The sequence below is a fragment of the Streptomyces sp. NPDC107498 genome (assembly GCF_055582805.1).
The window spans coordinates 169537-180973 of sequence record NZ_JBVJPE010000010.1 but is presented as its reverse complement, the minus strand read 5'-3'; the positions used below and the strand labels follow the sequence as shown (position 1 = coordinate 180973).

The following is an 11437-nucleotide window of genomic DNA, read 5'->3' as shown; positions in this document are numbered from 1 at the left end:
CCGCGGCGTGCCACCGGCCCCCGGGAGGCGTCATGGGTTTTCCGCTGCCCGACACCGTCGAAGAGCTCAAGGACCTCATCGGAGGCGAGGTCTCCGCCCTGCGCTCCGCCGTCCGACGCAACGCGGACCGGCCCGCCGCCCCCGCCCCCGGGGAGGAGGTCACCGCCCCCGTCCAGACGCTCGCCCCCGGCCCCACCCTGCCGACGCGCAACGACACCGGTACGAACTGCCTCTGCAGCACCCACGACCGCGGCGCCACCGGCACCTGCTCCGTCCTCGGCGCGATCCCCGCCTCCGCCGTCCTCCTCGAACCGGTCCGCGACGAGACCGGGGCGGTACGCGACTTCCGCATCGTCGCCGGCAACCGCATCCGCTCCGCCGAATGGCTGGAGGCCCCCGACCACCAGGTCGGGCAGCGGTTCCTGGAAGCCCGGCCCGGAGCGGTCACGAGCGGCCTCCTCGCGGCGCTCACCGACGTCGTCGCCGGTGGCGGCCCCCTGGAGGGCCGGGTCGTCGACTACACCGAGCAGCGCCTGGGCCGTCTCCACCGCGCCCCGCTCCTCTACTCGGCGGCGCTCTGCGGCGAACAGATCCTCGCGACCTGGCGGCCCGTGCAGAGCCAGACCGAACTCATGACGATCGACGCCCAGTACCTCGCCTCCCTCGGCTGGGGCAACTGGGACCTGCTGTCGGGGAAGGTGACCTGGTCGGAGGGGCTGAGCCGGATCTTCCACGCCGATGTCCAGATGCCCTGGCCGCTGGAGCAGCTCTGCGACGCGCTGCTCCCCGACGACCTCACCGCGTTCGCCGAGTTCCTCACCTCCGTCCTGGCCGGGGAGGAACCCGCCTGGACCCGCATTCGCTTCCTGGTCCTCGGGGAGGTGCGGACGCTCGATCTGCTCGGGCGGCCGGTCGTCGGCACCGACGGGCGGCCGTGGGCGGTGAACCTCGTCGCCCGTGACCTCACCCCGCAGATCCGCAGCCGCCGCAGGCTCGCCGAGACGGAACGCGAGTCCGACCGGCTCCGGCGCCAGACGCGGGCGGAGCGACGGGTGGCCGACGCGCTGCGCGAGGCCCTGCTGCCGACCCATTCCGAGGCGCTGGCGGCGGTCGGTCTGACCGTGGCGGCCTCGTACGGGCCGGCCGAACCGGACGCGGCCGTCGGAGGAGACTGGTACAAGTGCCGCCTCCTGCCCGACGGGCGGGTCCTGGTCGCCATCGGCGACGCCGCGGGGCACGGCCTGGACGCGGTGGCCCGCATGTCCCAGCAGCGCCACGCCCTGGCCGGTCTCGCCCAGACCGGAGCGTCCGCCGGCGAGATCATGACCTGGCTCAACGAACTGGTCTGCAGCGACCCCTCGGAACAGACCGCCACCGCCGTCGCCGGTCACATCGACGACGCCCGCAACCTCCACTGGGCCGACGCCGGCCATCCCGCGCCCCTCCTCCTCCGCGACGGGCACGCCGCCCCCCTCCACACGGGCAAACGCGGCCCGCTGCTCGGAGCGCTGCCCGGCTACGCGTACGAGACCACCACGACCCCCCTGCGCCCGGGCGACCTCCTGCTCCTCTACACCGACGGCATGGTCGAGCGCAGGGGAGAAGACGTCACCAAGGGCATCGACCGCCTCGCCGCCCTCGTCGACCGCGCGTCGGACGCGGCACCCGAGGACCTGATCGCCGCCGTCCTCGCCGACCCGGACCAGTCCGGCCACGAGGACGACGCCTGCATGCTCGCCATCCGCCTCGACTGACCCTTCCGGGGCGGCCGGGAGCCGTCTCCCGCACGGGGGTCGGTCCGACCGGTCGGGTCTTCCGGTGGGTCGCTCCGGGGCGCTCCGGGCGGAGCCGCAGCCTGAGGTGATGAGTGCGTCACCGCACCATCCATGAGCATCGACGGCCGGCTCTCCGTGCAGGGGAGGGGCTTCGGCATCCTCGACCCGGGCCCTCCGCCCTCGTTCGACAACGCGATCGCCGGCGGCACCGGTGAGTTCGACCGGGCCCGCGGCTCGATGCACGCCGACACGATCGGCATGGGCGTGAGGCGCTTCACGATCCACCTCCGGCACCGACCGACCGCGCCCCGACCCCGCCCCGGCCCCGGTCAGGTCCCGCCGAGCCCCGGCGCCCCCCAGACCGGGAACCACCGCTCCATGTCGGGCTCCAACGGGAGGTCGCCCGCCAGCAGCCCCCCGACCTCCAGTTCGAGGGCGTTGTCGCGGGCCTCGGCGTGGTCCGCGCGCGGGGCGAAGGGATAGAACGTGCCGCGCTTGTAGAGGTACACGAGGGCGAGGTCGCGGGTCCGGTACGGGCCGGGCACCGGGGACTCCGCCCCTCCGTCCTTCGCCCCTCCGTCCTCCGCCCCTCCGTCCTCCGCCCCCGGAGGACGGAACGCGGTCAGCGAGCAGAGCAGGTTCGGGCCGAAACCGGCCTCCTCCAGGAGCGCGTTGACCGCGTGCAGGTCGTTGACCAGCGTGATCAGGTCCTCGGCGGGACGCCGGACGGTGAGCCAGGTGTACCCGTACGCGTCCGAGGCGTACGTCACGGGGTACGCGCCCGGCCCGGCGTCCTCCGCCCCGCCCCGGTCGGCCCCGGCCGCCACCTCGATGTCGAGGAGGTCCCGTACGTCCCCCTTCAGGCGCGCGAACGCGCCGCCCTCCACCGCCGCGAAGCACACCGATCCGGTGCCGGTCGGCACGAAGCCCGTGCCCGCCCGGAGGGTGAGCGCGGCGGCCGGCAGTCCGAAGAGGCGGTCCAGGTCCGGCCGCACCGGCCGGTCGCGCCCGAGGATGGCGTCGAGGAATCCCATCGCCGTCACGCCTCGCCGAGCCGCGCCGAGATCCGCGCGAGCTGTTCGAGCCGCTGTTCCAGGGAGGGGTGGGTGGCGAGCAGCCGGCCCAGGCTCTCCCGGGAGGAGAAGGCGGGCGCGAACCAGAAGGCGTTGTACGGCTCCGCCTTGCGCAGGTCCTCCGTCGGGATCCGGGCCATCTCACCGCTCACCTTGGTGAGGGCGGAGGCCAGCGCCGAGGGGCGGCCGGTGAGGAGCGCGGCGGCACGGTCGGCGGCCAGCTCCCGGTAGCGGGACAGCACCCGGGTCAGCAGGAAGCTGACGACGTAGACGGCGGCGCTGACCACGGGGACGAGGATCAGGGCGATGCCCGCGGTGCTGTCCCGGCTGCGACCGAGGCCGCTGTAGAGCGCGACCCGCGTCATCATCCCGGCGAGGACGCCGAGGAAGGAGGCGACGGTCATGACGGCGACGTCCCGGTGCGCCACGTGCGACATCTCGTGTGCGAGGACCCCCTCCAGCTCCTCCGGCTCCAGGCGCCGCAGCAGGCCGGTCGTGACGCAGACGAGCGCGGTCCTCTCGCCGCGCCCGGTGGCGAACGCGTTCGGCACGTCGCTCTCGGCGATCGCCACCTTCGGCTTCGGCATGTCGGCCAGTGCGCAGATGCGGTCCACGGTGCCGTGCAGCTCGGGCGCCTGCTCGCGGGTCACCTCGCGGGCCCCCATTCCCAGCGCGGCGATCCGGTCGCTGAACCAGAACTGCCCGACGAACAGCGCGCCCGTGATCAGCAGGATGACGGGCCAGGACCCGCGCAGCAGCACCAGCAGGACGCCGACGAAGACCACGTACAACAGGCCGATCAGGAACATCGTCGTCGCCATGCGGGTCGTGAGCCCCCGGTCGGGGGCGTAGCGCGAGCGGGACGAGGACCGGGTTCTGGGCATCCGCGCACCCTCTTCCACCGGGGGCGGGACCGGCCGGACCCGGGGCGGGGCAGGCCTTCCGCCCCCTCCTGCCAGTGTGCTCCCGCGCGCGCCGGAACGGGGCGGGCGGAAGACCGGGCCGCGGGCCTCCACGACGTGTCGCTGCTCGAACCGCCCTGAAGGCCATGGGAAGGACATGCCGCTCGACCCGCCCCGAAGGACGGCCCGTCCCTCATCGGCGCGTCACGGTGCCGGGGTGCAGGCGGTCGCTCAGGAAGGCCAGGATCTCGTCCCGGGCCCGGACGGTGGGGTGCCCGGCCTCGTCGACGAGGTGGGCGGTGACGACGCTGTGCGGCGTACCGACCTGCTCGGCGAAGAACGGCGGGGGAGCGGGGTTCGCCGCGCAGTCCGGGAGGACCCGGCCGTCGAAGGCGTCCCCGAGCAGCGCACGGTACGCGGCGAAGCGGCGGCCCGTGCACCAGCGGTCGCCCTCGAAGCGGTAGGACAGGACGGTCAGCCCGTCGCGGGCCACCCGCTCCTGGACCGCGCGCGCGTCCGCCTCGTCGAGTTCGATCCCGCCGGGGTCGTCGAGGGGCAGGGAGGGGTGGTTGACCACGGGCGCGATCACGGCCGGCTCCAGGGCCATGGTGAGGGCGAAGTTGCCGGTGAAGCAGAGGCCGATCGCGCCGACGCCCGGGCCGCCGCACTCGGCGTGCGCCCGGCGCGCCAGACCGCGCAGCCACGCCGTGACCGGGCTCGTGCCGCCTCCGGCGAACGCCCGGAACTCCGCGCTGACGCACGCCCGCCGGACCACCTCCATGCCCCCTTCGAGCGTGGGGAAGGCGCCGTCGGTCCCGAAGAGGGAGGGCACGTGGACGGTGAAGCCGGCGTCCCGCACCCAGCGGGCGAGGCGCAGCACGTCGGGACTGATGCCGGGCATCTCGGGCAGGACGACGACGGCGGGCCCGGAACCGGCCGTGTGGACCGTCTTCACCACGCCGTCCACGTCGACGGGGCGGTGGTCGAAGTCGTCGATCGGATCGTCGGCGGGAGCCGGAGCGTCGGCGGGAGGAGTCATGGACACAGCGTGGCCCGCCGACCGGGCTCCGGGTGAGGGGCGAGATCGCCGAGTCCACCGGTAATCTCGCCACCATGAGCGCACTGCGTGTCGGTGTCCTGGCCTATCCGGGCTGCTTCGCCTCCGAAGTCTTCGGCGTACCGGACCTGTTGACGATGGCCGGGCACGTCGCGGGGCCCGCCGGGCCCGGCTACCGGGTCTCGATCGTCTCGCCGCGCCGCCGGGTCACCGCCTCCGGCGGCGCCCGCCTCGACGTCGGCCCGCTGCGCGAGGTCGACGTCCTCGTCGTGCCGGGCTTCGAGCTGCTCCTCGGCGCGGACCTCGACGGGCGGCTCGCCGCCCTCGCCCCCGAGGTCGCGGCGGTCCGCGCGCACTTCGCCGCCGGAACCGCCGTCGTGTCCCTCTGCGTCGGCGCGTTCCTGCTGGCCGACGCCGGACTGCTGGACGGGCGCCGCGCCACGACCTCCTGGCTCCACGCGGACGCCCTGGCCCGCCGTCGCCCGGCCGCCGACGTCCGGCCCGAGGAGCTCGTCGTCACCGACACGGGAGTGACGACCACGGCCGCCTTCAGCGCCATGTACGACTTCGCGCTGGACCTGATCCGCCGGCACGGCGGGCCCCGGGTGGCCCGCGCCACCGCGCGCCTCGCCCTCGTCGACGACGCCCGCACCTCCCAGACCCCGTACGTGGACGCCCGGCTCCTTCCGCAGCCCGGCCACGGGTTCTCCGAGCGGGTCATGCGCCACCTCGACCAGCACCTCGCCGTCCGCTACGACCTCGGCGCCCTCGCCGCCGCCTTCGGCGTCAGCACCCGGACCCTGCTGCGCCGCTTCGCCGCCGAGACCGGCCGCACCCCCCTCGCCCACCTCCAGGCCTCCCGCGTCCGTCGCGCCCGCCACCTCCTGGAGACCACCGACCGCACCGTCGCCGCCGTCGCCGCCTCCGTCGGCTACCGCGACCCCGGCACCTTCACCGCCCTCTTCACCCGCCACACGGGCCATCCGCCGAGCGCCCACCGCGCGGCCTTCCGCCCCCACCGAAAACCGGCCACGTGAACAACAGTGGTCAAAGGGGCGTCCGCGCAAGGGAGTTGCCGGGGCGCTGCGATACGTTGACGGCGTGACCGACATCGAAACGCGCATCGACACCTCCCGGCCGCACACCGCCCGGATATGGAACTACTGGACCGGTGGCAAGGACAACTACCCGGTCGACCGGGAGGCCGGCGACCGGATCCGCGAGCTGCACCCCGGCATCGGGGAGTACGCGAAGGCGGACCGGCTCTTCCTGGGGCGGGCGGTGCGGCACCTGGCCGAGCGGGAGGGCGTCCGGCAGTTCCTGGACATCGGCACGGGGCTGCCGAGCGCCGACAACACGCACGAGGTCGCCCAGCGCGTCGCCCCCGACGCGCGGGTCGTGTACGTCGACAACGACCCGCTCGTGCTCGCGCACGCCCGCGCCCTGCTGGTCGGCACGCCCGAGGGCCGCACCGACTACCTGGACGCCGACCTGCGGGACGTCGACACGATCCTGGCCGCCGCGGCGAAGACCCTCGACCTCTCGCAGCCGGTCGCCCTGATGCTGCTCGGGGTCGTCATCTTCGTCGAGGACGACGAGGAGTCGTACGGAATCGTCCGCCGGCTCATGGACGCGCTCGCCCCCGGCAGCCACCTCGTCCTGTCCCACACGGTCGCCCACCCCGACATGCCGGACGTGGACGCGGCGGTGGCGTTCTGGAACGAGCACGGCACCCCGAGGCTCACCCAGCGCACCCCCGGGGCGATCGCGCGCTACTTCGACGGCCTGGAGCTGCTGGAGCCCGGAGTGGTGTCCTGCTCCGCCTGGCGGCCCGAGGCACCGACGCCGGACGTCGCGATGTACGCGGGCGTCGGCCGCAAGTAGGGGTCGGGGCTACGGGGTCAGCCAGCCGCGCAGGAGCCTGCTCACGGCGGGCATCGCCACGTAGGTCATCAGCACGTTGAAGACGCAGGCGACGACCGCGCTGCTCAGCAGGAGGGGGAGCGCGGTGAGGCGGGGGACGAGGAAGAGGCCGCCGAACACGGAGATGGGGTAGATCGCCAGGGTCGCGCTGATCGCCATCTTCCACCGGGGCGGCGCGGGCCGGGTCGATCCCGGCTCGGCGAACCAGGTCTCCATGCCGGTGAGTTCGCGCCGCGCGATCTCGGTGTGGTGGTGGCCCGTGCAGTCGGCGAACCAGGCGGCCCGCTCGGGGGACTCCTGCCAGGCCCGACAGGCCTCCGCGTCCCGGAAGCGGTGGACGAGGAACCAGGGCGCGTCGCCGCCGGAGGAGCGGAAGAGTCCGTGTCCGAGGTGGCCGGGGAAGGTGGCCGCCGTGTCGAGGATGCCCTTCGCCCACCGTTCGAAGGCCGCTTCGTGACCGGGCTCCACCCGGCGGGCTATCAACAGGGTCACTTCGCCGGTGTCGGCGGGGACGGCGGTGTGTTCCAGGCCGGTCACGGTCATGGATGCTCCTCGTGATCACGCCGCGCCCGCGCCCACTCTACGCGGGGTCCGCGGGAGCGGTGCGGAGGGGCGGTCGCCCCTTCAGGGCATTCGGCGCCCGGGCCGCCGCGCGGCGTCGGAGCGGGCCCCCGGGTTCGGGATATCAGTGGTCGCAGGCGGCGGTCGGCGGTGACCGCCACTGTCCGGAAAGGCGGGAGCCCCGTGACCGTCGAGGCCGTCCCCGAGGGATATCCGCGCGTCACTCCGTACCTCTGCGTCGACGGGGCCGCGGAGGCGATCGACTTCTACGTCGCCGTGCTCGGAGCGACCGAGCGGATGAGGATGCCGGCGCCCGACGGCACGATCGGCCATGCCGAGCTGGAGCTCGGGAACGCGCTCATCATGCTCGCGGACGAGTTCCCGAGCATGGGCTTCCGCTCGCCGGGGACGGTGGGCGGCACGCCCGTCACCCTGCACGTGTACGTCGAGGACGTCGACGCGGTCTTCGCCGAGGCCCTCGCCCGGGGCGCCACGGAGCTGTCACCGGTGAGGAACGAGTTCTACGGCGACCGGACCGGACAGTTCGAGGACCCCTTCGGACACCGCTGGAACCTCTCCACGCACGTCGAGGACGTCTCTCCGGAGGAGATGGAGAAGCGGGCCGGGGAGGCCGTGAGGGCCATGGAGTTCTCCCGGGACGCCGACTGAGGGACCCGCTCCGGGCGCCGGATCACCGGACCCGGAAAGTGGCCATCATGCCCATGGCCGAGTGGTCGAGCATGTGGCAGTGGTACACGTAGTTCCCGCGGAAACCGTCGAACGTCATGTGCAGCTTCACCGTCTCGCCCGGCATGACCCGCACCGTGTCCTTCAGGCCCGCCTCGGTCGGGCCCGCGGGCCGTCCGCCGCGTTCGAGGACCCGGAACTGGACCAGGTGCACGTGGAAGTTGTGCGCGGCGCGCTTGTTGGCGTTGGTGACGTTCCAGATCTCGGAGGACCCGAACGCCACGGTGGCGTCGACGCGGTCGGGGTCGAACATCCGCCCGTCGAGGAACCCCCGGGGGGCGGGGCGCCCGTCCTCGTCCATGCTGAGCTCGATGTGGCGGGTGACGGCGGCCTCGGGCAGCGCGGCGGCGGGCGGCAGCGTCCGCAGGACCCCGGGGACGCGGCTGGGGTCGTCGGCGGTGCGCACGACGTCGAAGCGGAGCACCTTGCCGACCTGCTCGGGCCGGCCCGGTCCGGTGTTGGCGAGGACCAGCCGGGTGCCGACGGGATGGCGGGAGAAGTCGACGACCACGTCGGCGCGTTCGCCGGGCGAGAGCGTGAGGACGGGCACGGCGACGGGGCGTTCGAGCAGGCCGCCGTCCGAGGCGATCTGGGTGAGCGGGGTGCCGTCGGACAGGCTCAGCGAGAAGAGCCGCAGGTTGGATCCGTTGAGCAGCCGGAAGCGGTACTTGCGGGCCGCGACCTGGAAGTACGGGGTGGGCTTGCCGTTGGCGAGGACGGTGGTGCGGTTCCGGTCGTCCATCGTGTACGCCAGCTGCCCGCGCTCGTCGAAGCGGGCGTCGCGGATCGTGATGGGCACGTCGTACCGGCCCCTGGGCAGCGGAAGGCCCTGTTCGAGGTCGTCCGTGAGCAGATAGGTGCCGGTCAGGCCGCGGTAGACGTGCTCGGCCTCCATGTGGTGGGCGTGGTCGTGGAACCAGAGCGAGGCGTGGGGCTGCCGGTTGGTGTACGTGTACGTCCGCGCGGTGCCGGGGGCGAAGACGTCCATGGGGTTGCCGTCGGAGGGGGGCGGGACGCTCCCGCCGTGCAGGTGGACGGAGATCGGCACGTGGAGGCCGTTGTGGTGGCGGACGAGGACGCGCCGCCCGGAGCGGGCGTGGATGACCGGGCCGGGGAAGTGCCCGTCGTAGGTCAGGACGTCGGTGGCGATGCCGGGGAGGATCTGGGCCGTGGCCTGGCGGGCGGTCAGCTCGTAGACGTCCGCGTCGCCCGTCGAGGAGAGGGGGCGCAGCACGGGCGGGACCGGCATGGCCGTGGTGAAGGCGGGCGGCACGGGGTCGGGCGCACGGCCCGGGCCGGCCGGCGGCAGGGAGTCCGCCGCGTACGCCTCGCCCCCGGCGGGGGCGCCGGGGGCGAGGAGCGGCAGGCCTGCGGCGGCGAGGGCCCCGCCGAGCACGCTGCGACGGGTGATCATCGGCTTCCTCCCGGGACGTGGGCGGCGCGTGACGCCGGACGAGTGGCTTCCGGCGACCCGGCCGACACCCTGTGGTCCAGGTCTAACCGAGAGGGGGGAGAACCGCACACGGCGACCGCGCCCACGCGGCCCGCCGCACGCCGTCACGGGTCGGCCCGGGCGGCGTGGCGTCCGGCGCGGGGGCCGTCCGGCCCCGCGCCGGACCGGGTACTCCGTGTGGGGAGGGCGCGGGGCGTGCCGGGGAGGTCGGGGAGGCCCGGGTCAGCCGGTCCTCGTCAGGCCCGTCGCCCGGCCGTCCGCGTCCCGGACGACCTCCAGGACCTCGTCGACGGCGGCGCGGTCGATCGGCCCGAACACGTGCGGGAAGAGGGTCCCCTCGGGGACGCCGGGCGGCGGGGCCGGCGCGGCGGCCTCCCACTCCGTCCCGGCGGTGAGCCGGCTCTCGTCCAGGAGGAGGACCAGGAGCGGCCCGGGGACGCCGCCGAAGAAGGCGTTGACGACGGCGAGCGTGGTCGGTTCGTCGGGGGAGCAGTGGACGAAGCCCTCCTCCGCGAGGGAGGCGGGGGCGTACGGCTCCTCCGGCCGGGCGGACCATTCGGCGGGCGTCACCACGTGGTAGATCATGTTCCGGTTATAGCAGGGGGTCCGCGCCCTCCGAAGGGCCGCGGCCGCCGGGATCACCAGGTGGGCCCGGCCTCGATCAGCAGGTCCCGGACCCGGGCGACGTCGGGGTTTCCGGGGCGGCCCGGGCGCTGGACGAGGTAGCCGGTGTTGAGGGGCGGGTCCTCCGGTTCGTGCAGGGCGACCAGGGCGCCGGAGGCCAGTTCGGCGTCGCAGAGGTAGCGCGGCAGGACGCTGAAGCCCGCTCCGGCGACGACGGCGGCGAGCACGCCGCGCAGGTCGGGGACGGTCACGTCGGCGGAGCGGGACAGCCGCGCCCCGAACACATGGCGCCAGTAGCGGCGGGCGATGGGCAGGTCCTCGGCGTACGCGACCAGGGGGACGGGGTGCAGCGCCGCCGGCCCCTCCAGGGCCGGCCGCTCCTTGACGCGGTCGGCCCACCCGGGGGCCGCGACGAGGACGAACTCCTCGTCGGTGAGCGGTACGGCGGTCAGCGCCCGCCCGCGCGGCCGGAAGGTGGCGATCACCAGGTCGTGCCGGCCCGCGCGCAGCTCGTCGAGGAGCGGCTCGGTCAGCCCCTGACTCACCCTCAGCCGTACGCCTTCGGCGGCCAGCGGGGCGAGGGCGGGCAGGACGCGCGCGCAGAGCAGTTCGGCGGGGCCCGCCAGGTGGACGGGAGCGGCCCGCTCGTGGGGCGCTGCCTCGCGCCCGGCCACCGCGGCCAGCGCGTCGAGGGGCCCGGCGACCCGGGCGGCGAGGTCGTCGGCGACGGCGGTCGGGGCGACACCGCGCGGCAGCCGCTCGAAGAGTTCGCGGCCCGTCTGCCGTTCCAGGGCGCGGATCTGGGTGGTCACCGTCGGCTGCGACAGACCGAGCAACCCCGCGGCCGCGGTGAAGGAACCGGAGCGGTGGACGGCGAGGAACGTCCGCAGCAGGTTCAGGTCGGTCACCGGCTGCACCGCGCCGTCGGAATCCCCGTGTCTCACCCGCCCCAGCCTATCGACCGGACCGGGGAAGGGCGGCCCCGCCCCGGAACGCGCGCCGGTACGCGAGCGGGGAGACGCCGATCACCGCCCGGAGGTGCCGGCGCAGCGAGGTGCCGGTCGTGAAGTCCGCCCGGCCGCGACGTCGGCCACGGCGAGGTCCCTGGACTCCGGCAACCGCCGGGCCCGGGCCGCCCGTTGCGGATCGGCCGGTGGCCGGGGCTCATTCCGGCCTCCTCGCCGGACCGGCGGGCGAAGGCCCGCGGCCCGTCCGGGCGTGGTCGGCGAGCTCGCTCGGCGTGAGCGGCTCGTGCGGGTTCTCCAGCGCCCGCTGCCGGGTCGCCGAGGTCCCGTTCGCGCCGGTCCCGGGCACGGGCTGCC

11 protein-coding genes are annotated in these 11437 nt (G+C 74.7%); 4 read left to right on the top strand and 7 right to left on the bottom strand.

What is annotated here, in order from left to right; genetic code table 11:
• Nucleotides 1-32 precede the first annotated feature (32 nt).
• Nucleotides 33-1754, top strand: a complete 1722-nt coding sequence (locus ACZ66Z_RS19650) for a PP2C family protein-serine/threonine phosphatase (protein ID WP_469935565.1) — start codon at nt 33-35, stop codon at nt 1752-1754.
• Between the two features lie 350 nt (nt 1755-2104).
• On the opposite strand, the gene pspAB is transcribed toward ACZ66Z_RS19650, so the two are convergent.
• From pspAB to ACZ66Z_RS19635, 3 genes are all read right to left on the bottom strand, one after another.
• A complete protein-coding gene (gene pspAB, locus ACZ66Z_RS19645) occupies nt 2105-2809 on the bottom strand; it encodes a PspA-associated protein PspAB (RefSeq protein WP_469935563.1) in 705 nt (234 codons plus the stop codon).
• Between the two features lie 5 nt (nt 2810-2814).
• The gene (gene htpX / locus ACZ66Z_RS19640) at nt 2815-3732 is read right to left on the bottom strand and encodes a zinc metalloprotease HtpX (RefSeq protein ID WP_469935561.1); all 918 of its coding nucleotides are present in this window, start codon (nt 3730-3732) and stop codon (nt 2815-2817) included.
• A 211-nt stretch (nt 3733-3943) separates the two neighbouring features.
• Complete coding sequence (locus tag ACZ66Z_RS19635) at nt 3944-4789, bottom strand: dienelactone hydrolase family protein (protein ID WP_469935559.1); 846 nt, start codon at nt 4787-4789, stop codon at nt 3944-3946.
• Between the two features lie 74 nt (nt 4790-4863).
• Here ACZ66Z_RS19635 and ACZ66Z_RS19630 point away from each other — a divergent pair, with 74 nt between their 5' ends.
• Nucleotides 4864-5844 carry a GlxA family transcriptional regulator gene (locus ACZ66Z_RS19630; RefSeq protein ID WP_469935557.1) on the top strand — a complete coding sequence of 327 codons (981 nt, stop codon included), beginning with the start codon at nt 4864-4866 and terminating at the stop codon, nt 5842-5844.
• 64 nt (nt 5845-5908) lie between these two features.
• Nucleotides 5909-6691, top strand: coding sequence for an SAM-dependent methyltransferase (locus ACZ66Z_RS19625; protein WP_469935555.1), 783 nt, complete (start codon nt 5909-5911; stop codon nt 6689-6691).
• A 9-nt stretch (nt 6692-6700) separates the two neighbouring features.
• On the opposite strand, the gene ACZ66Z_RS19620 is transcribed toward ACZ66Z_RS19625, so the two are convergent.
• Nucleotides 6701-7273 carry an antibiotic biosynthesis monooxygenase gene (locus tag ACZ66Z_RS19620; protein ID WP_469935553.1) on the bottom strand — a complete coding sequence of 191 codons (573 nt, stop codon included), beginning with the start codon at nt 7271-7273 and terminating at the stop codon, nt 6701-6703.
• Nucleotides 7274-7474: 201 nt separating this feature from the next.
• Here ACZ66Z_RS19620 and ACZ66Z_RS19615 point away from each other — a divergent pair, with 201 nt between their 5' ends.
• Nucleotides 7475-7960 carry a VOC family protein gene (locus ACZ66Z_RS19615; RefSeq protein ID WP_469935551.1) on the top strand — a complete coding sequence of 162 codons (486 nt, stop codon included), beginning with the start codon at nt 7475-7477 and terminating at the stop codon, nt 7958-7960.
• A gap of 22 nt (nt 7961-7982) precedes the next feature.
• Here the strand turns inward: ACZ66Z_RS19615 and ACZ66Z_RS19610 are convergent, their stop codons facing one another.
• The 3 genes from ACZ66Z_RS19610 to ACZ66Z_RS19600 form a co-directional block, all read right to left on the bottom strand.
• On the bottom strand, nt 7983-9452 hold the full coding sequence (locus ACZ66Z_RS19610; RefSeq protein WP_469935549.1) for a multicopper oxidase family protein: 1470 nt from the start codon (nt 9450-9452) through the stop codon (nt 7983-7985).
• 261 nt (nt 9453-9713) lie between these two features.
• A complete protein-coding gene (locus tag ACZ66Z_RS19605) occupies nt 9714-10076 on the bottom strand; it encodes a DUF952 domain-containing protein (protein ID WP_469935547.1) in 363 nt (120 codons plus the stop codon).
• Between the two features lie 53 nt (nt 10077-10129).
• The gene (locus tag ACZ66Z_RS19600; protein WP_469935545.1) at nt 10130-11059 is read right to left on the bottom strand and encodes a LysR family transcriptional regulator; all 930 of its coding nucleotides are present in this window, start codon (nt 11057-11059) and stop codon (nt 10130-10132) included.
• Nucleotides 11060-11437 lie beyond the last annotated feature (378 nt).